22 protein-coding genes and 8 tRNA genes are annotated in these 21648 nt (G+C 41.0%); 15 read left to right on the plus strand and 15 right to left on the minus strand.

Going from position 1 to position 21648, the window contains the following annotated elements; translation table 11 throughout:
• Positions 1 to 18: 18 nt before the first annotated feature.
• From L1D51_RS03175 to L1D51_RS03185, 3 genes are all read right to left on the minus strand, one after another.
• The gene (locus tag L1D51_RS03175; RefSeq protein WP_239962594.1) at positions 19 to 453 is read right to left on the minus strand and encodes a hypothetical protein; all 435 of its coding nucleotides are present in this window, start codon (positions 451 to 453) and stop codon (positions 19 to 21) included.
• A 73-nt stretch (positions 454 to 526) separates the two neighbouring features.
• Positions 527 to 988 carry a GNAT family N-acetyltransferase gene (locus L1D51_RS03180; RefSeq protein ID WP_239962595.1) on the minus strand — a complete coding sequence of 154 codons (462 nt, stop codon included), beginning with the start codon at positions 986 to 988 and terminating at the stop codon, positions 527 to 529.
• 433 nt (positions 989 to 1421) lie between these two features.
• The gene (locus tag L1D51_RS03185; RefSeq protein WP_239962598.1) at positions 1422 to 2399 is read right to left on the minus strand and encodes a transposase; all 978 of its coding nucleotides are present in this window, start codon (positions 2397 to 2399) and stop codon (positions 1422 to 1424) included.
• A gap of 269 nt (positions 2400 to 2668) precedes the next feature.
• On the opposite strand from L1D51_RS03185, the gene cysZ reads away from it, so the two are divergent.
• Complete coding sequence (gene cysZ, locus L1D51_RS03190; RefSeq protein WP_275669112.1) at positions 2669 to 3376, plus strand: sulfate transporter CysZ; 708 nt, start codon at positions 2669 to 2671, stop codon at positions 3374 to 3376.
• A 73-nt stretch (positions 3377 to 3449) separates the two neighbouring features.
• Here the strand turns inward: cysZ and rlmM are convergent, their stop codons facing one another.
• From rlmM to hemA, 12 genes are all read right to left on the minus strand, one after another.
• Positions 3450 to 4535 (minus strand): 23S rRNA (cytidine(2498)-2'-O)-methyltransferase RlmM, encoded by a 1086-nt coding sequence (gene rlmM, locus L1D51_RS03195; protein WP_239962600.1) that lies wholly within the window; start codon positions 4533 to 4535, stop codon positions 3450 to 3452.
• 9 nt (positions 4536 to 4544) lie between these two features.
• Positions 4545 to 4913 (minus strand): DUF423 domain-containing protein, encoded by a 369-nt coding sequence (locus L1D51_RS03200; protein ID WP_054551639.1) that lies wholly within the window; start codon positions 4911 to 4913, stop codon positions 4545 to 4547.
• Positions 4910 to 5554, minus strand: coding sequence for an alpha/beta family hydrolase (locus L1D51_RS03205; protein WP_054561807.1), 645 nt, complete (start codon positions 5552 to 5554; stop codon positions 4910 to 4912). The genes L1D51_RS03200 and L1D51_RS03205 overlap by 4 nt, the downstream gene beginning before the upstream one ends.
• A gap of 1 nt (position 5555) precedes the next feature.
• The gene (locus tag L1D51_RS03210; RefSeq protein WP_054561808.1) at positions 5556 to 6452 is read right to left on the minus strand and encodes a transcriptional regulator GcvA; all 897 of its coding nucleotides are present in this window, start codon (positions 6450 to 6452) and stop codon (positions 5556 to 5558) included.
• Between the two features lie 100 nt (positions 6453 to 6552).
• Positions 6553 to 7407, minus strand: coding sequence for a 3-deoxy-8-phosphooctulonate synthase (kdsA, locus tag L1D51_RS03215; RefSeq protein ID WP_054561809.1), 855 nt, complete (start codon positions 7405 to 7407; stop codon positions 6553 to 6555).
• Between the two features lie 9 nt (positions 7408 to 7416).
• On the minus strand, positions 7417 to 8670 hold the full coding sequence (locus L1D51_RS03220; protein WP_054561810.1) for a DUF819 family protein: 1254 nt from the start codon (positions 8668 to 8670) through the stop codon (positions 7417 to 7419).
• Between the two features lie 15 nt (positions 8671 to 8685).
• Positions 8686 to 9513: a tetratricopeptide repeat protein gene (locus L1D51_RS03225; RefSeq protein WP_054561811.1), complete on the minus strand. Its 828-nt coding sequence runs from the start codon at positions 9511 to 9513 to the stop codon at positions 8686 to 8688.
• Between the two features lie 131 nt (positions 9514 to 9644).
• Positions 9645 to 10019: a SirB2 family protein gene (locus tag L1D51_RS03230; RefSeq protein ID WP_054561812.1), complete on the minus strand. Its 375-nt coding sequence runs from the start codon at positions 10017 to 10019 to the stop codon at positions 9645 to 9647.
• 21 nt (positions 10020 to 10040) lie between these two features.
• Positions 10041 to 11579, minus strand: coding sequence for a DUF3369 domain-containing protein (locus L1D51_RS03235; RefSeq protein WP_055196895.1), 1539 nt, complete (start codon positions 11577 to 11579; stop codon positions 10041 to 10043).
• A 45-nt stretch (positions 11580 to 11624) separates the two neighbouring features.
• Entirely contained in the window at positions 11625 to 12467 is an 843-nt protein-coding gene (prmC, locus tag L1D51_RS03240; RefSeq protein ID WP_239962602.1) for a peptide chain release factor N(5)-glutamine methyltransferase, read from the minus strand.
• Between the two features lie 2 nt (positions 12468 to 12469).
• Positions 12470 to 13555 carry a peptide chain release factor 1 gene (prfA, locus tag L1D51_RS03245; protein ID WP_054551648.1) on the minus strand — a complete coding sequence of 362 codons (1086 nt, stop codon included), beginning with the start codon at positions 13553 to 13555 and terminating at the stop codon, positions 12470 to 12472.
• Positions 13556 to 13562: 7 nt separating this feature from the next.
• Positions 13563 to 14819, minus strand: a complete 1257-nt coding sequence (gene hemA / locus L1D51_RS03250; RefSeq protein ID WP_054561815.1) for a glutamyl-tRNA reductase — start codon at positions 14817 to 14819, stop codon at positions 13563 to 13565.
• Between the two features lie 83 nt (positions 14820 to 14902).
• On the opposite strand from hemA, the gene lolB reads away from it, so the two are divergent.
• The 14 genes from lolB (at position 14903) to L1D51_RS03320 (ending at position 21496) form a co-directional block, all read left to right on the plus strand.
• Positions 14903 to 15490 (plus strand): lipoprotein insertase outer membrane protein LolB, encoded by a 588-nt coding sequence (gene lolB / locus L1D51_RS03255; RefSeq protein ID WP_082389176.1) that lies wholly within the window; start codon positions 14903 to 14905, stop codon positions 15488 to 15490.
• 2 nt (positions 15491 to 15492) lie between these two features.
• Positions 15493 to 16359, plus strand: a complete 867-nt coding sequence (gene ispE / locus L1D51_RS03260) for a 4-(cytidine 5'-diphospho)-2-C-methyl-D-erythritol kinase (protein ID WP_239962613.1) — start codon at positions 15493 to 15495, stop codon at positions 16357 to 16359.
• A 79-nt stretch (positions 16360 to 16438) separates the two neighbouring features.
• Complete coding sequence (locus L1D51_RS03265; protein ID WP_054551652.1) at positions 16439 to 17386, plus strand: ribose-phosphate pyrophosphokinase; 948 nt, start codon at positions 16439 to 16441, stop codon at positions 17384 to 17386.
• Between the two features lie 152 nt (positions 17387 to 17538).
• Complete coding sequence (locus L1D51_RS03270) at positions 17539 to 18150, plus strand: 50S ribosomal protein L25/general stress protein Ctc (protein ID WP_054551653.1); 612 nt, start codon at positions 17539 to 17541, stop codon at positions 18148 to 18150.
• Between the two features lie 19 nt (positions 18151 to 18169).
• On the plus strand, positions 18170 to 18754 hold the full coding sequence (gene pth / locus L1D51_RS03275; RefSeq protein ID WP_082389177.1) for an aminoacyl-tRNA hydrolase: 585 nt from the start codon (positions 18170 to 18172) through the stop codon (positions 18752 to 18754).
• A 34-nt stretch (positions 18755 to 18788) separates the two neighbouring features.
• The gene (gene ychF / locus L1D51_RS03280) at positions 18789 to 19880 is read left to right on the plus strand and encodes a redox-regulated ATPase YchF (RefSeq protein WP_239962625.1); all 1092 of its coding nucleotides are present in this window, start codon (positions 18789 to 18791) and stop codon (positions 19878 to 19880) included.
• Between the two features lie 649 nt (positions 19881 to 20529).
• Positions 20530 to 20606, plus strand: a tRNA-Met gene (locus L1D51_RS03285).
• Positions 20607 to 20666: 60 nt separating this feature from the next.
• Positions 20667 to 20751: transfer RNA gene (locus L1D51_RS03290), tRNA-Leu, on the plus strand.
• Positions 20752 to 20787: 36 nt separating this feature from the next.
• Positions 20788 to 20862 (plus strand) — tRNA-Gln (locus tag L1D51_RS03295).
• A 4-nt stretch (positions 20863 to 20866) separates the two neighbouring features.
• Positions 20867 to 20943, plus strand: a tRNA-Met gene (locus tag L1D51_RS03300).
• An 87-nt stretch (positions 20944 to 21030) separates the two neighbouring features.
• Positions 21031 to 21115: transfer RNA gene (locus L1D51_RS03305), tRNA-Leu, on the plus strand.
• A 40-nt stretch (positions 21116 to 21155) separates the two neighbouring features.
• Positions 21156 to 21230, plus strand: a tRNA-Gln gene (locus tag L1D51_RS03310).
• Between the two features lie 66 nt (positions 21231 to 21296).
• Positions 21297 to 21381 (plus strand) — tRNA-Leu (locus L1D51_RS03315).
• A gap of 40 nt (positions 21382 to 21421) precedes the next feature.
• Positions 21422 to 21496, plus strand: a tRNA-Gln gene (locus L1D51_RS03320).
• Positions 21497 to 21648 lie beyond the last annotated feature (152 nt).

Here is a 21648-nt window from a genome sequence, read left to right on the forward strand (position 1 = left end):
GTGAAATCCATCTTCATTTCAGTGGACAGGCACTACTTTTGTGATTTCATCAGCTTTTGAAGAGTTTGACCCTAGTTGCCTCCACGCTTCATATTGCTCATTGCCATGCCACGTAATACCAATATACTCTTGCCAGTTTTCGAAATCTGTTGTGCGATATTTTTCAACACCACAGCCACCTGCGCCAAAAGCAGTGCGGCAAATTTTTACAGTAAGATGAGTACCGTCAAAATTCAGCTGTGATTGCTTATTATTGCAAACACTTAAAGGACGAGTAGGAAGTGTAAGAATTACTTTTGTTTTTATAGTGTCATTATGATTGAAGACACCAGTGAGGGAATGACATGAGTTTAAGTAAAACTTAGTACTACCAACAGTAAGGTCGGCTTGCTTATTTTTAGTAAAATTAGATAGCTTCGGTTTATCACCGCAAGAAGCTATCAATAAAATCATAGTAAAACATAAGATTTTTAAGGAGTATTTATAAATTAAGGTGACCTCACTAAAACATGGCTTAACACTTAAATTATTGGTTAAGCCCTAACTCCATAAATAAACTTTGTGGATTTTCGCTGTAATTCCCAAACGGACCACAACGATTGAAACCTAAGTTTTCGTATAGGCTAATAGATTCTGTTTGCTTAGGACCTGTTTCTAATCGAATAAGCGGAATGAGTTGCTCACCAGCTTGATGCAATAAAATTTGCATAATTCGACGTGATAAGCCTTTACCACGGTAACTTGGTTTTACATATAGACGGCGGATTTCACCGTATGGAGGGTTGCCTTCTTGCATCACTATTGCGCCACATGCAACGATACCATCTTCATTTTTTAAGCCTATAGCATAAACATTAGGCTCAGCTAACTCTTCAAGACTTAGAGATTGGGCTGTAGCAACAGGGTATAATGAGTTTATGAGTCGGTCTATATCAGAAAACACGTTAACTACTTCAGGATCATGTGGATTTAAATCGACTAACTGCATAAAACTCCCATTTTTATATGTCGTTTTTGTTAATGATGTTAACAATAATATCGGATATTAGTCTGATCCTCTACTCTTGTTTTCAATATTCATTTTTATAGGTACTGTTCAGACCGCCATACTATCGCTTAGTTCAACGGTATGTAACTGAAAAAACGCCCAGTTGATAAAAATTAAAGTCCAACCTACACCACCCTATTTAGGATTAATGCTTTCTGCTGACAAATTTTAACAAGACAGTCACTTAAAAATAAAAGCCTTAGAGTTGAAATGAAATTCATCTTAGTTTCAGTTGAAAATGACTTCGCAGAACCACTTATTTAGAAAGTACTGATTTATTCTTAAATTTTGGGACCTATTTCAATATGTATGAGAACCTCTAGACATACTAAAGCAGTGAACTTAAATCCTTCTTACAAAAATCACATAGAAATTAGCTAGCAAACAATAATCGACTATTAGTACAGTTACTTCGTCGCCTGCGAGCAGTTTTACTACAATAACTTTCAATTGCACCTACTCGACCTACAGCTCCATGAAATAAGTTTTCAAAGTGGGTTGTTAGTGTTAACCATTTTTCCGGTTCGAAATTCAGCCTTTCAAGAATAGGAGGTAAATGATGTTCTATAAATCCGGGCTTATTAGTACAAATACAACGCCCAGTTTGCTCTACCAGTAGCAGGTATGACTTTAACTCAAAAGGTATTCCCTTTGATTTATACTTACTCATAACACCAATAAAACGAGCTAGTACCTTAGGTTGCTTTGACTCCTTCATGCTCTGGCATCGCTTTTTAAAACTGGTATAGTCCGATTGCTCCGGCGTGCTCGCAGCTTTAGCACGAACAGGGTTTAAGTCAACATAGGCCATACATGCTAAAAGCGCTGATTCATCAAGCAATGCTTGGCTCTTAAAGCGTCCTTCCCAAAAGTGACCCGTACACTCGTCTTCTTTATTTGCACGCCTGGCAATATATTCATTTAGCATTCGCATGAACCAACTAATGCTCGAAAGACGCGCTCTGTATTCAGCAACCTCTTTATTTAAGAAGACTTGTTGGCCGTCACTTAAAGGCTGACCATGAAGGAACTTTTGACCTAAAGGCGTCATTTTACTGAGCTTAAACCAGCGTAAAAGAATGGCTTTATCCGATAACCTATTTGCTTTTTTATCATCAACATAAAGCACAATATGAGTATGATTGCTCATCACCGCATAAGCACATACATCAATACAAAATACCTTTGCAAGAGCAAGCAGGCGCTCTTCAACCCACCATCTGCGATGTTCATATGATTTACCTGTGAGTACGTCTTCCCCGCAAAGGTAGGCACGCCTAACACAACGGGATACACAATGATAATATTTGGTGTTCGACAAACAGATTTGCCGCTTCCTTGCTAAAGCCATCGTCCACTCCTTGAACTGATAATTTGAAATGCATTAGCTGTAACTAAAGTGTAGACAAAAATTTTTATGCTGCAAGAGCACTTAAATGTAGTGACTGTCCATTTAAATTTGTTCCTCTAGATTTCAACTAAGTACTGGGCTTAAAATGACTGTCCACGTAAAGAGTTAAACACTTTGTTACGGAAAAAAGCTGTTCAAATATCGTTAAAACCATATACTGCAAACAACAAGAAAAAAGATGAGGTTTTCTCGTGCAGTTCACTCAAGGTATGGAATACTTCTTTTCTGGCTTTAAGTTAATTAGCCAAAAGGGGTTGAAACGTTTTGTACTTATTCCTTTAACAATCAATATCCTGCTTTTTGGTAGTTCGCTGTTTTTTTTATATGGCTGGCTTACCGATGGCTTTGCTTACATGAACTCGTTATTACCCGAATGGCTTAGCTGGCTCGAATGGCTAATGTGGCCGATTGCCGTGCTGGTGATTTTATTTAGTTACAGCATGCTCTTTACGGTAATCACTAATTTTATAGCAGCCCCATTTAACGGCCTACTCAGTGAAAAAGTTGAGCTTTACTTAACAGGGCAAAAAATTAATGACGACAGCCTTTTCGATACAATGAAAGATGTGCCACGTATGCTCGGCCGAGAATGGACAAAACTGTGCTATTACCTACCACGTGCTATTGGCTTTTTTATTTTGTTGTGGATTTTACCTGTGATCGGGCAAGTTTTATGGGTGTTATTCACCTGTTGGATGTATGCGGTGCAATACGAAGACTACGCGTTCGATAACCATAAAATTAGCTTTAACGAAATGAAAAATGACTTAAAGCAAAAGCAAACACTTTCTTATGGTTTTGGATTAGCGGTAATGATTTTAACTGCAATTCCATTCATAAACCTTATTGTCATGCCTGTTGCAGTGTGCGGCGGTACTCGTTTATGGGTCGATAATTATCGTAGTAAATACCGTTAAAATTTAGGTTTTCTGATACCTAATAAAAAGGCCAATAGTGTGAGCTATTGGCCTTTTTAATTTCAAATTAAGGTTAACTATAGAGGCTTTGCGGCACCTTAGTGACATTTAAATGTACGGTGACTTCTTCACGGTCATGATATAAATGCTTGGCTTGTAATTCGTAACTTACACCATACTTTTCAAGCTCTTCTTTAATCATTTTTAAACACTCGTAAACGCTATCAAAACGTTTTTTCATCGGTAGTTTAAGATTAAAAATAAGCTCTTTTGCGTAGGCATTCACCGCCCAATCTATCATTAGATTGGTCACTTTAGCCGGCTTTTCTACCATGTCACACACTAACCATTGAATATTGCGCTTTTCTGGGCGGTATTTAAAACCATCTACTCTAAAGTGCTTAACCTGACCAGTTTCCATCAAGTCATCATTCATAGGGCCATTATCGATTGCGCTTACAAACATTCCACGGCGCACTAGCTGATAAGTCCAACCACCAGGGCAAGCACCTAAATCAACACCTCGCATGCCAGGTTGCATACGCTCTTCAGCTTCATGAGGTGGAATAAATACGTTAAAAGCTTCATCGAGTTTTAACGTTGAGCGGCTTGGCGCATCATTAGGCATACGTAAACGCGGAATGCCCATAAAGAAAGGCGAATTATTAAATGTGTATGAGTAGCCAACATAAGCACTGTCGTTTGCTAAAAATAACACATGCATAACGGGTTTTTTCTCGGCAAGCTCGCGTGTTACCTTCGAGCGCTTTTCAAGCGATTTTTTCAGTGGCGTCGAAATCTTCTTGCAGAACTTACTAAGCTCTTTACCTTCATTGGTGTCTGGCGTTTCTACACGTAGGTCACCACATTCAGGAAACTCAGCGACAGCTTCAACAATAGCACTTACACGGTCTTCAAGTGGCATGTTATCGACTAAGGTGCCAGTAAACCATTGGCGAGCAAATACCATATTCTTGAAATCTACTTTTTTGATGATTTCTTCACCGTGGCTTGCATCAAAACATTCGTAAACAACAATACCTGTATTTGGTTTTGTTTTTACGTAACCTGCAAAGCCTTGTTCAGCAGCCTGAAAAGTAATTTCAGCAGCGGCATCATTTTCAAAACCACTGCGACAATAAATAACTACACTCGACATAGATAACCCTTAAAACTTATATCGTGCTGCTTGAACTAACAAAATAGCCCAACCAATAATAAAACAAACACCGCCAATTGGGGTGATAGGCCCAAGCCACTTCATGCCCGTTAGTGCGAGTAAATACAAACTACCGCTAAATAACACGGTACCTGCGATAAAAAATCCACCAGCCCAGCTTAAGTTCATGCCCCACTTAATTAAGATAGCAATTGCTATCAATGCAAGGCCATGCACCATTTGGTATTCAGCAGCGGTTTTAAAAATTCCAATCGCATACTCAGAAACGCGGCTTTTTAAACCATGAGCAGCAAATGCGCCAAGCATCACCGAAAGCATGCAAAATAAGCTACCAATCATTAAATATAGTTTTATCATTGCGCATCTCCAGCCGCTAAATTCATAATAAACTGCGCTGCATAATCCGCAGCTTGCTGTAAGTTTTCTTGCTCTGTAATGCCACTTTTTTTGCGAGGTTTTAATGAGTGGTCACCATCTTTGAGAAATTTAATCTCTGGCGGATTAACCATTTCAAGCTCAGCGAGTTCTTGCTGATTACCAAATGTATCACGCTCACCTTGCAGGACTAAAAAAGGGCATGGCATATCAACAAAATGCTCTATACGCAGTTTTTCGGGTTTACCCGGTGGGTGAAACGGATAGCCAAAAGCAACCACGCCAGCAATTTGAGCTTGGTCCTGCTCGGTACAAAGCATAGAAGCCATACGCCCACCCATAGATTTCCCCCCAATAAATAGCGGTAAATCTGGCTGGCGCTCGGCTAAAACTTCACTAAAGTAGCCAAGTAACTTAGGAGCACGCTCGGGTGGCCTACGCTTGCCTGTTTCTTTTGCAATTTGCATATACTGAAAATCAAACAAGGCTACATCAATCTCATGCTGACTAATCAAGTTAGCCATTGTTTGCATAAACTCAGAATCACTACCTGCCCCTGCACCATGGGCAAATATAAATTGTGCACGCGCCTTGCCCGTTGCACTTTTAAACCACTGTAACATGTTAATACTCTTGTTCTTGCTCAACTAAACTCAGCATCCAGTCTTTGAAAGAGACTATTTTACCAAGCTCTGTTTGAGATTCGCGGATCACTAAATAGTAGGCATTTTTACTTTCTAATGAGTGACTAAATGGAATGACGAGTCGGCCCGCATCAATATCAGGTTTTGCTAAAACGCTATTACCAATTGCAACCCCCTGCCCATGAACCGCGGCTTGCAATACCATCGATGAGTGACTAAAAATCGGCCCTTGGTTGACTTGTACATTACGTACACCTGCCGTTTTCATCCAGGTTTTCCAATTTTTACGGGTGGTATCATGCAATAAGGTATGATTTGCTAAATCACTGGGTTGATTAAGCGGCTTAGGGCCCGTTAACAACAATGGGCTACATAATGGCACTAAGTATTCAGTGTGCAGCTTATATGTCTGCACCCCGCTCCAGTGACCACGGCCGTAGTAAATAGCAATATCTACATCGTCAGAAAGTGAATTTTCATCCTGATCTTGCGCCTTAATTCGCACGTCGATTTCTGGATGTAACTCATTAAATAAACTAAGTCTGGGTACTAACCATTGAATCGCAAAGCTTGGCGTTAAACTTACCGTGAGTGAACCTTTCGCACCGCGGGCTAGCAGTTTTTCTGTGGCATCGATCAGCTGGGTAAAAATTTCTTTAATATCTAAAAAGTAGCCTTGCCCTTCTTCAGTTAAAAGCAAAGAACGATTTTTACGTAAAAACAGCTTTAAACCTAAATGCTCTTCAAGGGTTTTAATTTGGTGGCTCACCGCGGCCTGCGTTACATATAGCTCTTCTGCTGCTTTGGTAAAGCTCAAATGGCGGGCAGCGGCTTCGAATGCTTTTAGTGCATTTAAAGGAGGTAAACGACGAGACATAAACACCAAACTTAGAATTAGTTTTTCTTATGCATCGATTATAGCGATACAAATAAAAAAAGGCGACCATGGTCGCCTTATTCATACTTATGTACTTAAATTATAAATCGCTTGCGCTGGTATCGAGTGGTGCAAAGCTTTTAACTAAGTCATCAACCGCTTTCATTTGCGATAAATAACCTTCTAGCTTGCTTAGTGCAAGTGCACATGGACCATCACATTTTGCTTCATTCGGATTAGGGTGCGCTTCAATAAATAAACCCGCAATGCCTAATGCCATACCACTGCGAGCAAGTTCTGCAGCTTGAGCACGACGACCATCCGCAGAGTCAGCTCGACCACCTGGGCGTTGTAATGCGTGAGTTGCATCAAAGATTACCGGCGCCATAGGCTTCATATCATCCATACCAAGCATATCAACCACAAGGTTGTTATAACCAAAGCTAGTACCACGCTCACACAGTGCAACATTGTTGTTGCCCGCTTCATTAAACTTCTTAATGATATGACGCATTTCGTGTGGTGCCAAAAACTGCGGCTTTTTCACATTGATAATAGCGCCAGTTTTTGCCATAGCAACAACTAGGTCAGTTTGACGAGCAAGGAATGCCGGTAACTGAATTACATCAACCACTTCAGCTACAGGAGCAGCTTGATGCGGCTCATGTACATCGGTGATCAGTGGCACATTAAAAGTAGATTTAATTTCTTCAAAGATTTTTAAACCTTCTTCCATGCCCGGGCCACGGTATGAGTTAATTGAAGAGCGATTAGCTTTATCAAAAGAGGCTTTAAAAACGTATGGAATGTTTAGCTTTGATGTTACTTCTACGTAATGCTCCGCAATACGCATCGCTAAATCACGTGATTCAAGTACGTTCATACCACCAAACAATACAAATGGTTTGTCGTTGGCTAATTCAATCTCGTTAATTTTAATTAACTGGTTGTTCATTTCTATTCCTTAAGGTGCAACAGCTTGTAGCATTAATCCACAAATATAAGCCATGTAGGTACCAACACCATAGCCTAAAACAGCAAGTAAAACACCTACTGGCGCAAGCGATGGGTGGAAAGCTGATGCAACAACAGGTGCTGATGCCGCGCCGCCTACATTGGCTTGAGAGCCTACTGCCATGTAAAACAGTGGAGCTTTAATTAATTTCGCCACAATAAGCATTAAGCTTGCATGGGTAATCATCCAAATCGCACCGAGTACAAAGTACATTGGCGAGTCAAAAATCGCGGTAATATTCATGTGTAAGCCAATTGAAGCAACAAGAATATATAAAAAGCTTGATGCTACTTTTGACGCACCAAAAGCTTCAATATGGCGAACTTTAGTAAACGATAAACTAATACCAATTGTGGTAGAGATAACAATTAACCAAAAGAATTTACTGTTTAAACTATACTCTTGTGCCCATGGGAAGTTAGCCCCAAAAAACGGACCTAAAAAGTCTGCACAAAAATGTGCAAGGCCTGTAATACCAAAGGCAATAGCAATAATCGTCATATAATCATTTAGAGTTGGCATGCGCGCATGCTCAGCGTGATACTTTTCTACGCGCTCTTTTAAATCTTCAATTGCACGCGTATCTGCGCCTGTTTTAGCATCAATCGCCTTATGGTTTGCTGCCATTAATAACAGTACAGCCATCCATAAGTTAGCTACTATCACATCAACAGTCACCATTGCAGAGAAGATATCGCCGCCTACTTCAAACATTTCTTTCATTGAAGCTTGGTTTGCGCCGCCACCAATCCAGCTGCCGGCAATGGTCGTCATACCACGCCAAACAGCGTCAGGGCCATGACCACCCACAGCCTCTGGGTAAACAGCACTCATTACTAATATAGCCAGTGGGCCACCGATAACAATACCCATGGTGCCTGTTAAAAACATGATTAATGCTTTTGGCCCAAGGTTTAAAATCGCTTTTAAATCAATACTAATTGTAAGCAATATTAAGCAAGCTGGCAGTAAATAGCGCGACGCCACAAAATATACATTTGAAGAATGACCATCAACAATCCCAAAGGTATTGAGTAATGATGGTAAAAAGTAGCAAAGCAATAATGCCGGTACATATTTATAAAATTTTTGGCAGGCAGCATTATTACTGTGCGAGGTTTTAAAAATAAACCCCAAAATAACGGCAAGCAAACCAAGTACGACTGCGTCATTGGTAATTAGCGCACTGTGGGCGTCAGTCATAAATGTTCCTTTAAATTAGTGGTGTGTATTATTGTTGTCTTCTATTTCAGCAATTTGATGCTGAATAACTTCGATAGCAGGATCATCTGGGCACTCATTGACAAAGTACTGCAAATCATCCCGTGCCATTTTTGGGCAATCTAGCTGATTAAGTAAATAGCCGCGGTCACGACGCTCGTACGGATCATCACCAAGTAATTCCATCAGCATTTCCACACAATGCAAAGCATGGCCAAATTTACTTTCGCTGATAAACGACCATTTTTGTTGAGCTAGATACAGCTTATAAAGCTCTTCTTCAAAAATCAGTTCCAGCGGTTCTTGCTCATCGCCATTTTCTTCACAAGCATTCTCTGGTGTTATGTACCAACTCTGCTGACCTGTGCTTGGCTCAATTAAATAACCCTCTTCATCACTCATCCCAACGTGAACGTGCACGTCTCCCTGACTAAGCGTGACTGTGGCATCAAGTTCAGCATGCTGTAATAAATGGCAAAGTAAAATTGCCAGCGTGGTTTGTGTGCCACTGCGCATGGTAATGGTATAGCTAAAACTATTTAACGTATACTCAGGCACTTTTAAGCTTGATGAGCTAAACAGCCATTGCTGATAAAAGGTATCAAGTAACTTATCGAGACGCTCATGTGGCTCTTTTAATTCAGCGCAAAGAGCTGTTACCGTATTTTCAAGCTCATTAAGGGTGTCATAACAGGCTGTTAAATCAGCTTGTTGATCCCACTTTAATTCGGCGTCGATACAACGATAAAGCACTTTAGAAGAAAATGCGTCAAAGGCCTCATCTTGATAGGATTCATTTTGATCTTCAAACCAAGGGGTGGTCATTTATACTGCTACATCTCTTTCAAAAACGAACAGCTAGTTTACCTACTTTTGCCCTAAGTTACCAATACTGAGCGATGAGATATAAAAAAGCGGTACGACAGCCTATGCCATCAATACCGCCTAGAGATTTGTTATAAAAGAAGTGCTGTTTTAGCAGACGCTAAATAACCAATTGCTAATAAAATAAGCGTGGTTATAGCAAGTAATACAACCTTCGCGCCTTGTGCGCTTTGCTTAGCTGCAACAATACCTAGCACAATATAAGCAACCACTAAGATTATCTTTTCTAATAACCAAGATTGTTCAAGTGGGTTAAAACCTGCCATTACAATCAATGCCACGGCAGAAACAAGTAATAAGGTGTCGATACTGTGGCTGCCAATAAACACTACTTTATTTTTTGCCAGAGCGCCCGTCTTCAAGCGTGAAAAAGAACGAACGTAAAATAAGATAATACTCAACACGGCAAACAACATGTGAGTATGTTTTACTGCTAAATAATCCATATGCCCCTAATTTTATTTTAATTAATCTGGATAACGTACAAGTACGTCTTCTATTTCTTTAACACGCTGATTAAACACTTCGATTAGCTTAGGATCAAATTGTTTGCCCTGTTGCGCATTAATTTCTTTCACAACATCGTCTAGTGACCACGGCTCTTTATAACAACGCTTATGGCGCAGTGCATCAAACACATCAGCTAAAGCCACAATGCGACCAGCAATTGGAATATCTTCACCTTTTAAACCTTTCGGATAGCCTGAACCATCCCAACGCTCATGGTGCGATAACGCAATAATCGCCCCAGTATTAACAATGTCACGATTTGAGCCTTTTAAAATTAAATGACCTTTTTCAGCATGCTGTTGCATGATGGCCCACTCTTCGTCGGTAAGTGGCCCAGGCTTATTTAAAATGGCATCAGGAATACCCACTTTACCCACATCATGCAGTGGCGCTGCTAAGCGAATAAGCTCTGCTTCGCGTTTTGATAGACCATAGCCCATAGCAAGTTCATAACAAATGTGCGATACACGTTTTACATGATTACCGGTTTCTGTTGAACGTTGCTCTAATGCTTCACTAAGTCTAAATACTAACTCTTGCTGTGTTGCTTCAATTTCAGATTGTAGCTGCACATTTTCATACGCCAGCTGTACATTTTGCGAGAAAATTTCAATCAAATGACGCTGAGTGTCGGTTAAATGCTTAGGGATACCGGAAATAAATAACATCGAGTTGTGATTACATTCACTACAGCAATAAGCAAATAAATAGTTTTCACGGTAGACGATGGTTTTTTCGCTCAGTGCTTGTTGGCAGGCTTGTAACTGCTCCTCATCAAGCACTTCTTCAATCGCCTTGCCTTCACTGCGTTCAAACTCACCTCGCCCTGAAAACACCACAAGCTTCTTTTGGTTATCTTGCGGGTTACTGGCAACTAAACTTGTTGCATACATAGCTTGATCAACAGTACCTAGCAATGAGGTAAGTTGCTGCATCACCCCTTCAATAAAGCTTTCTAGTGAATGAGTCGAGAAAATATTACGAGATGCTTTAATAATTTTTTCAAGGCCTTGGCGAGATTGCTCAATCGATAAAATGTCACGGTAAGAACGTAAGCTCGACATCACCACAGTGAATAGTTTTTGTGCTGTTAGTTCCGTTTTTGATTTGTAGTCATTGATATCGTAATTAACGATAACTTGACGCTCTGGCGCTTGCCCAGGCTGACCTGTACGAAGAATGATCCGAATATGATTATTTTTTGCGGTTTCGCGAATGAACTTAGCAACTTTGAGACCTGCATCATCGGTTTCCATAACCACATCGAGTAGTACGATAGCAGCATCTGGGTGCTGTTGAATAACCTGCTTGGCTTCTTCACCCGAATAGGCGCTAATAAACTCTAAACGTTTATCTTGAAATTCAAAGTCACTCAACGCAAGCTTTGTTACGGCATGTACTTCTGGCTCGTCATCAACGACGATGACTTTCCAACTACCCTGAACCACCTCATTTACTTCATCAAGTGCTTCATCCGAAAACAAAAAATCATCCATTCTATGGGATCCTCAAAGGCTATGTACGCACAGTGCACTTAATTGTTATTTAGGCCATTGTGCTAACGTTACACGGTCATTACCGCCAAGATCTTTAATTGTAAGTATATGGCTATACGACATTTGTGCAAAAAATTCTTGTACCTTCACACTTTGTTTGTAGCCATGTTCAATTAAAAGATAGCCATTTGTTGCTAAATAGTCACGTGCGATAGTAATAATTTGTTTAATATCAGCCATACCGTCGTCATCTGCAACTAATGCAGAGAGCGGCTCAAAGCGAACATCACCTTGGCTTAAGTGCTCATCATCATGTTCAATATACGGTGGGTTGCTAACAATTAGGTCAAACTTTTGTGTACTTACTGCACTAAACCAATTGCTTAACGCAAAAGTGGCGTTGCTAATATTGAGTCGTTGTTTGTTCTCTTCGGCAAGCTCAACTGCATCAGCCACTCTATCAACCCCTGTCACCTGCCAATTAGGCATTTCACTGGCTAATGCCAAGGCAATTGCCCCTGTGCCAGTGCCTAAGTCAAGCACGTTTGCAGCAGTAGGAAGCTCAAGGCCTAAAGCATATTCAACTAATGTTTCGGTATCAGGTCTTGGGATCAGAGTTGTTGGATTAACCTTTAAAGGAAGACTCCAAAATTCACGAAAACCAACAATATGAGCAACTGGTTCACCATTTAAACGACGCTGACATGCTTGTTCAAAGTCAAGTTGTTGCTGTTCGGTAAGTTGTTTTTCGGGCCAGGTAAATAAATAACTGCGAGGTTTATCAAGAATGGATAATAACAGGACTTGTGCGTCTAACTTAGCACTGTCGCTGCTAGGCGTTAATAACGCCGTTGCAGCAACAATTGCTTGTTCAATGCTTTGTTGCACGATTATTCATCGCCCATCGCAGCAAGTAAGTCAGCTTGGTGTTCTTGCATTAGAGGTTCGATAACACTTCCTAAATCACCGGCAACCACTTCATTCAAACGATAAAGTGTTAAATTAATACGGTGATCGGTAATACGACCTTGCGGGTAGTTATAAGTACGAATACGCTCAGAGCGGTCACCACTACCTACTAAGTTACGACGTTCTGACGCTTCAGCCGCTTGACGCTTTTCATCTTCAGCTTGTTGTAAACGTGCACCTAGTACAGACATCGCTTTGGCACGGTTTTTATGCTGTGAACGCTCATCCTGACACTCTACAACCACACCCGTTGGAATGTGTGTAATACGGATTGCTGAGTCAGTTTTATTTACGTGCTGACCACCGGCACCCGATGCACGGAAGGTATCGACTTTAATATCAGCAGGGTTAATTTCAATTGCTTCCGCTTCAGGAATTTCTGCCATAACGGCTACAGTACAAGCTGAAGTATGAACACGGCCTTGCGATTCTGTCTCTGGAACACGTTGTACACGGTGCGCACCTGATTCAAACTTAAGCTGACCATATACGCCTTCTCCAGAGATATGCGCAATGACTTCTTTATAACCGCCGTGCTCACCTTCGTTAGTACTTACTACTTCTACTTTCCACTTTTTAGTTTCAGCGTAGCGGCTGTACATACGGAATAAGTCACCTGCGAAAATAGCAGCTTCATCACCACCGGTACCGGCACGAACCTCTAAATAAACGTTATTATTGTCTTTAGGGTCTTTTGGTAACATTAGAATTTGGATTTCATCTTCTAATGCAATAATTTGTGCTTTTGCTTCTTTGTATTCTTCTTGCGCCATTTCACGCATATCAGGATCAGAGTCTTTTAACATTTCTTCAGCTGTAGCAACATCATCTTGTGCTTGTTGGTACGCTAAAAATGCTTTTACGATTTCTTCTAATTCTGAGTATTCTTTAGATAAGGCACGAAAGCGATTTTGGTCGCTGATCACAGAGGGGTCGCTTAGTAGCGCTTGCACTTCCTCATAACGCTCAACTAAGGTTTCTAATTTTCTATAAACAGACTCTTTCATTTAACGACTATTCCTGATCAATACCTAACATTTTCTTTAATTGGCTTAACTCCGCTGCTTCACCTTTTTTAGCAGCATCTTGAATGGCACGGGTAGGTGCGTGCATCAAGCGGTTGGTCAGTTTGTTTGCCAACTCGAGTATTACTTTTTCTGCCTCTTTACCTGCTTGTAGCTGGCCAAGGGCTTTTTCGACAAGTTCTGACTTTATATCTTGTACATCGTTGCGATAATGGCGAATAAGATCCACCGAATCGAGTGAACGCAACCACATAGCAAATTCATCGGTACGTGAGCGAATAATAGCTTGCGCTTGCTCCGCAGCCTGCTCACGGGCGGCGATATTCTCGCTTACTATGGCTTGTAAGTCATCAACTGAATACAAATAGGCAGCATCTAATTCGCCTACTTGGCTTTCGATATCACGCGGTACCGCAATATCGATAAATAACATTGGTTTGTGGCGGCGCTTTTTCAACGCCTGTTCTACCACCCCTTTACCAATAATAGGCAAGGTACTGGCGGTTGAACTAATAACAATATCGGCGTCGTGTAAACGCTCAGGTAACTGGGCAAGTGCAATCACATCCGCGTTAACCTCACTGGCTAAGGTTTTAGCGCGTTCAATAGTACGGTTTGCCACCGTTATTTTTTGCGGATCGTTTTGGTATAAGTGCTTAGCAACTAGTTCAATCGTCTCACCTGCACCAATTAACAGTACATTGGTTTTATCTAGTTTGCCGTAAATATGTTTCGCAAGATTTACCGCAGCATAAGCAACCGATACGGCGCTAGCACCAATGTCAGTTTCGGTACGAACTTGTTTTGCCACAGAAAATGTTTTTTGAAACAAGCGGTCAAAGGTTACACCAATGGCATCGTGAGTTTTTGCATTATGGTAGGCTTGTTTTATTTGCCCTAAAATTTGCGGCTCGCCGAGTACTAACGAATCTAGACCACAAGACACCCGCATTAAGTGATTAATTGCTTCGTGATCTTCATGATAATAGATATTATTGCTCAGTTCTTGTTCATCCAAACCATGGAAACTGGCTAACCAGCGCAACAAGGTTTGGGAATTACGCTCGGCAAGGCTACAATAGATTTCAGTTCGGTTGCAGGTCGAAACAATAACCGCTTCATTAAAATGCGCATGACCACTTAATTGCTGTAACGCCTCAGACATTTGCTCAGGCGAAAACGCGACTTTTTCGCGTAATTCTACGGATGCGGTTTTGTGATTTATACCAAGTGCTACGATGGTCATATGTACCAAATATTGCTAAGCCCAGCTGTAAAGGCATTAATTTTACCAAAAATCAGCGGAATATGGAAAGTAAGGAACGACATTTGATTAAACAATATTTGATTTTATTCATGTTTTTTTTATTTATCGGCGGTTGTGCGCAAAAAATTTCAACTGTTGATTACATTTATCCTGACTGGAAAAGCCGATTAGAACAACAAGCTCAATGGCAAGTGCAAGGCAAAATGGCATTTATTAGTACAGAGCAGCGCCAGTCAGCCAATTTAAATTGGCAACATGATGAGCAATACAGTGACATGGTACTTACCAGTTTTATTGGTACCCGCATTTTGTCTTTAAAACAAAATGCACAAGGTGCTGAACTTGAGTATGACGACAATGTATATACCGACCGTGATGCCTCAATGTTGTTATATCGTTTAACCGGTTTTTCAATCCCATTAGATAATGCCGCAAAGTGGCTAAAAGGCACCGTCGAGAACGACCAAGCAAGCTATGATGAGCAAGGCCGTTTAAAAAGTCTTATTTGGCAAGCTCACAATGGTCAACAGTGGCAAATAACCTATTCAGACTACATCAAACAAGATGGTTATTGGCTTCCTGTTAAGTTAAGCCTTAAAAACAATAAAATTCGTATTAAAATTCAACTTAATGATTGGCAGTTAAATTAATCATGACACACGCTTCAACCGCCCCGCTAACTTTAATAGCACCTGCAAAACTTAATTTATTCCTTCATATAAATGGTCGCCGTGAAGATGGCTACCATGAACTCGAAACCTTATTTACCTTTTTAGAGTTTGGTGATGAGTTAACATTTACTGTCAACAACGAGCCAGATATTACAGTAACCGGTGATACAAACGGTATTGAGCTTGCAGATAACCTTATATATAAAGCAGCCTGTTTATTACAACAGCACTGTGATTGCCAACACGGCGCTTCAATAAAGCTATTAAAACGTTTGCCTATGGGCGGCGGTGTTGGCGGCGGCTCATCTGATGCCGCCACTACCCTACTTGCTCTTAATAAATTATGGGGCTGTGATTTATCACTTACAGAATTAGCAGAGCTTGGGGTGAAATTAGGCGCTGATGTACCAGTATTTATAAATGGTCACACTGCCATTGCGCATGGGATTGGCGAGCAACTAGAAAATGTTGAATTACCGCAAAGTTGGTTCTGTGTGGTGCATCCAGGGCAGCATGTGAGCACCGCGAAAATTTTTACCCACCCAGATTTAAAGCGCGACACACCTAAGCTAAAAGCAGACTGGCAAACAGAAAATTTAGGCAATGATTGTGAGGCTTTAGTTAAAAAGCTCTGCCCCGAGGTTGAAAAAGCCCTGCAGTGGTTGCTAAAATACGCCCCGTCAAAGATGACTGGTACAGGCGCTTGCTGCTTTGCTGAGTTTTCAACCGAGGCACAAGCACAACAAGTTTTAGCTCAATTACCAGAAAAATGGACAGGTTTTGTTGCAAGTAGTGCTACACTTTCTCCTGCTCATACAGCATTAAATGCTCACTTTGAAATGAAGTAACGTACAAGTAAATGTTAACCTGCTTTGGTGCCCACCATAGCCTGTTAGTCCCAAAATTCAGTGCCTGAGGAACCCTACCGTGCCTGACATGAAGCTCTTCGCTGGTAACGCAACACCTGAGCTAGCTCAAAAAGTTGCAAAACGTTTGTATATTGAATTAGGCGATGCTGTTGTTGGCCGTTTTAGTGACGGTGAGATCAGTGTTCAAATTAATGAAAATGTTCGTGGCTCTGACGTTTTCATTGTCCAATCAACCTGTAACCCTACTAACGATAACTTAATGGAGCTTATCGTTATGGTTGATGCCCTACGTCGTGCGTCTGCTGGACGTATTACAGCCGTTATCCCTTACTTTGGTTATTCACGTCAAGACCGCCGCGTGCGTTCTGCTCGTGTACCAATTACAGCTAAAGTAGTTGCAGATTTCCTTTCAAGTGTTGGTGTTGACCGCGTTCTAACGGTTGATTTACACGCTGAACAAATCCAAGGTTTCTTCGACGTACCAGTTGATAACGTATTTGGTAGCCCAGTTCTACTTGAAGATATGAAAGAACGCGACTTCGATGACGTTGTTGTTGTTTCTCCTGATATCGGTGGTGTTGTTCGTGCTCGTGCAATCGCTAAGCTATTAAACGACACAGACCTTGCAATTATCGACAAGCGTCGTCCACAAGCAAACGTTTCACAAGTAATGCACATTATTGGTGACGTTGAAGGTCGTGACTGTATCATCGTTGATGACATGATCGATACCGGTGGCACTTTATGTAAAGCAGCAGCAGCGCTTAAAGAACACGGTGCAAAACGCGTATTTGCTTACGCTACTCACCCAGTACTTTCAGGTAATGCAGCTGAGAACATTCGTAACTCAGTCATTGACGAAGTTATCGTAACTGACTCAATCACACTATCTGATGAGCTTAAAGCAATTGATAAAATCAAAGTGCTTACACTTGCAGATATGCTTGCTGAAACAATCCGTCGTATCAGCAACGAAGAATCTATTTCAGCGATGTTTGAACACTAATCAACATTACTGCAATACTAAAAAAAGCACCGTCTAGGTGCTTTTTTTGTAGTCGTTATTTATTTTCCCTGAAAGGGGTGGTATGATAGCGCGCCTTTTGGCTGGGGACCTTGGTCGCAAAGGCCCTAAGACTATTAATTATTGGAGACATTATGTCAACTTACACATACAATGCAGAATTACGTACAGAAACAGGTACTGGTGCGAGCCGCCGCCTACGCCGTGAAGATAAAGTTCCTGCAATCCTTTACGGTGCTGACAAAGAAGCTGCATCAATCGTTCTTGCACACAAAGATATGATCAAAGCGCAAGAAGACGAAGGTTTCTACACGCACATCCTTACTTTAAACATCGGTGGCGAGTCAGTTGAAGCTATCCTTAAAGATATTCAACGTCACCCGTACAAGCCTAAGATCACTCACTTAGACTTCCAACGTGTAGATGCTACTCACAAACTTCACACTAAAGTGCCAGTACACTTCATCGGTGAAGAGAAAGTAACTAAAGCTGGTAACACTGTTGTTCACCAATTAACTGAAATCGAAATCACGTGTCTTCCTAAAGCACTTCCTGAGTTCGTTGAAGTTAACGTTTCAGACTTAGTAGCTGGTGATTCAATCCACCTTTCTGACCTTAAACTTCCTTCAGGTGTTTCATCTGTTGAGCTAACTAAAGGCGCTGATCACGATCAGTCAGTTGTTACTGTTAAAGCTAACAAAGCAGCTCCAGCTGAAGAAGAAGCTTCAGAAGACGCTGCAGAATAATTTTTAAGGTGTAAACACCTTGAATTCTATTCAAATGCTTGTGGGCCTGGCTAATCCAGGCCCCGAATACGCAAACACACGCCATAATGCAGGTGCTTGGTTCATCGAAGAACTGGCTGCACGTTATAACTGCACACTCAAACATGATCCTAAATATCACGGCCTCACCGGCAAAGTGATTATTCAAGGCCAAGAATTTAAATTACTGATCCCTACAACTTATATGAATTTAAGTGGTAAGGCGGTGAGTAGTCTCGCTAATTTCTTTAAAATCCCTGTTGAGAACATTCTCGTTGCTCATGACGAAATGGACTTAGATCCTGGGATTGCAAAACTTAAAAAAGGTGGCGGCCACGGCGGTCACAATGGTTTAAAAGATATTATTGCGAAAATGGCAAACCAAAAAGATTTCATGCGCCTTCGCATAGGCATTGGTCATCCAGGCCACCGAGAAATGGTAACAGGCTGGGTGCTAGGTAAAGCCGCGAAAGACGATCAAGAAAAAATGGACGCCGCCGTTGACGAAGCAGTTCGTTGTATGGAAATACTTGCAAAAGATGGTGTGTTAAAAGCACAAAACAGACTACATTCATTTAAACCTTAATCCGTTTTAATGAAATTACACAAGGTATCTTACTATGGGTTTTAAATGTGGCATCGTTGGTTTGCCAAACGTTGGTAAATCAACTCTATTTAATGCACTAACTAAAGCGGGTATTGAAGCCGCTAACTTCCCTTTCTGTACCATTGAGCCTAACACGGGTGTGGTACCGGTTCCTGATGCGCGCTTGAATGATTTAGCCGCTATCGTAAATCCTCAGCGTATTTTACCAACGACGATGGAATTCGTTGATATTGCCGGTCTAGTAAAAGGCGCATCGAAAGGTGAAGGTTTAGGTAACCAATTCCTAGCAAACATTCGTGAAACAGATGCGATTGGTCACGTTGTTCGTTGTTTTGAAGACGAAAACATTGTTCACGTTGCTGGCACAATTGACCCTGCTGATGATATCGATGTAATTAACACTGAATTAGTACTTGCTGATATGGACAGTGCTGATAAAGCGATTGTTCGTAATGCTAAAAAAGCAAAAGGCGGCGACAAAGACGCTAAAGAGCAAAATGCTGTTTTAGAAAAAGTAAAAGTACACTTAGATGAAGGTTTAACGTTACGTTCTTTAGAACTAACAAAAGAAGAAAAAGCAGCAATTAAGCCACTTAACTTCTTAACAATCAAACCTACCATGTACATTGCGAACGTGGCAGAAGATGGTTTTGAAAATAACCCTTACCTAGACAAAGTACGTGACATTGCCGCTGCAGAAGACGCAGTTGTTATTCCAGTATGTGCAGCGATTGAATCTGAGTTATCTGAACTTGAAGAAGAAGATAAGCTAGAATTTATGGCTGACCTAGGTTTAGAAGAACCAGGTCTTAACTTAGTGATCCGTGGTGGTTACGAGTTACTTAAATTACAAACCTACTTCACTGCTGGCGTTAAAGAAGTACGTGCATGGACAATCCCAGTAGGTGCGACTGCACCACAAGCTGCGGGTAAAATCCACACTGACTTTGAGCGTGGCTTTATCCGTGCACAAACTATCGCATTTGACGACTACATTGAGTTTAAAGGCGAAAGCGGTGCTAAAGAAGCTGGTAAGATGCGTCAAGAAGGTAAAGAATACATCGTTAAAGACGGCGATGTGATGAACTTCTTATTTAACGTATAAGCATATTCGTTCATTCGATTACAAAAGGCTCGTTATTACGAGCCTTTTTTATTGCCTAAATATTACTAACTCATTCCCTAAAACATCAAAGCATGGTGAGTAATACTTCCGCTGCCTTAGCTCTGCTCACTCTCTTTAATGATGTATTGTGTTTTTCATGCTCAACTGTGAATCGTATTTTTAAATATGTCGAAAGCAAATGAGTGATAACAACTGTCAATTAGAGGGGATTTAAAAACTCGTTAGCAATTTTGCGACCTATTGACTGCTCGATTAGCAAATTGTGGGTATTTTAGAAGTAAAAACTAGGCCGATTAATCGCAAATTTGCCTGTATAAAATCATTCGCTTTTCATTTTTTGCAGTTAAACACGTTAAAAAAACACACTTACTAATTTTGAAACTTGATTTTTGTATGAAAATCAAGCAACTTTAAATGTGCGTTTTAAAACTCTTATTATGCATTTGGGAATTAAACCAATAAATTGCAGTCAAAAAAACAGCAATTTAAATGAAATTTCGCCACTTAGCTTAATTTTAATGCAAACAAACACTGATAAGCATTTTTTTGCAAAAAAGGTGTTGACGGATTTAGGTCATATCAGCATAATACGCCCCGCACTCAGCGATGAAGTGCTAACAAAAAAGATGGCTAAGTAGCTCAGTTGGTTAGAGCACATCACTCATAATGATGGGGTCACAGGTTCAAATCCCGTCTTAGCCACCATTCTTTTTGTTGCTCAATGAAGAGTTTAAAATAACTACCAGTACTTTAAGTACGAATGATGCGGGAGTGGCGGAATTGGTAGACGCGCTGGATTTAGGTTCCAGTAACTTCGGTTGTGAGAGTTCAAGTCTCTCCTTCCGCACCATGTTCTTGATAAGAACTCAAACTATCAAGCTTTTGTTGGGATATCGCCAAGCGGTAAGGCAGCAGGTTTTGATCCTGCCATTCCCAGGTTCAAATCCTGGTATCCCAGCCACGATGGCTAAGTAGCTCAGTTGGTTAGAGCACATCACTCATAATGATGGGGTCACAGGTTCAAATCCCGTCTTAGCCACCATTCTTCTTTTAGAATGGCTCTGCAGGAGTTAAAGCTGCACTCAATGAAGAGTTTAAAATAACTACCAGTACTTTTAGTACGAATGATGCGGGAGTGGCGGAATTGGTAGACGCGCTGGATTTAGGTTCCAGTAACTTCGGTTGTGAGAGTTCAAGTCTCTCCTTCCGCACCATGTTCTTGATAAGAACCAAAACTATCAATTTATTCTTTGTTGGGATATCGCCAAGCGGTAAGGCAGCAGGTTTTGATCCTGCCATTCCCAGGTTCAAATCCTGGTATCCCAGCCACTTTCTCTACCAAGAGAGTGAATAAGATAACTCACGCTAAGAGTTTAAATTAGCAACCCCTTTGATGCGGGAGTGGCGGAATTGGTAGACGCGCTGGATTTAGGTTCCAGTAACTTCGGTTGTGAGAGTTCAAGTCTCTCCTTCCGCACCATGTTCTTGATAAGAACCAAAACTATCAAATTATTCTTTGTTGGGATATCGCCAAGCGGTAAGGCAGCAGGTTTTGATCCTGCCATTCCCAGGTTCAAATCCTGGTATCCCAGCCACTTTCTCTACCAAGAGAGTGAATAAGAAAACTCACGCTAAGAGTTTAAATTAGCAAACCTTATGATGCGGGAGTGGCGGAATTGGCTGGTGTCTTGATTAGACGCTGGATTTAGGTTCCATTACTATACACTTGCATCACACAATGTGCGGG

The sequence above is a fragment of the Pseudoalteromonas shioyasakiensis genome, assembly GCF_022398475.1.
Taxonomy (GTDB): Bacteria; Pseudomonadota; Gammaproteobacteria; order Enterobacterales; family Alteromonadaceae; genus Pseudoalteromonas.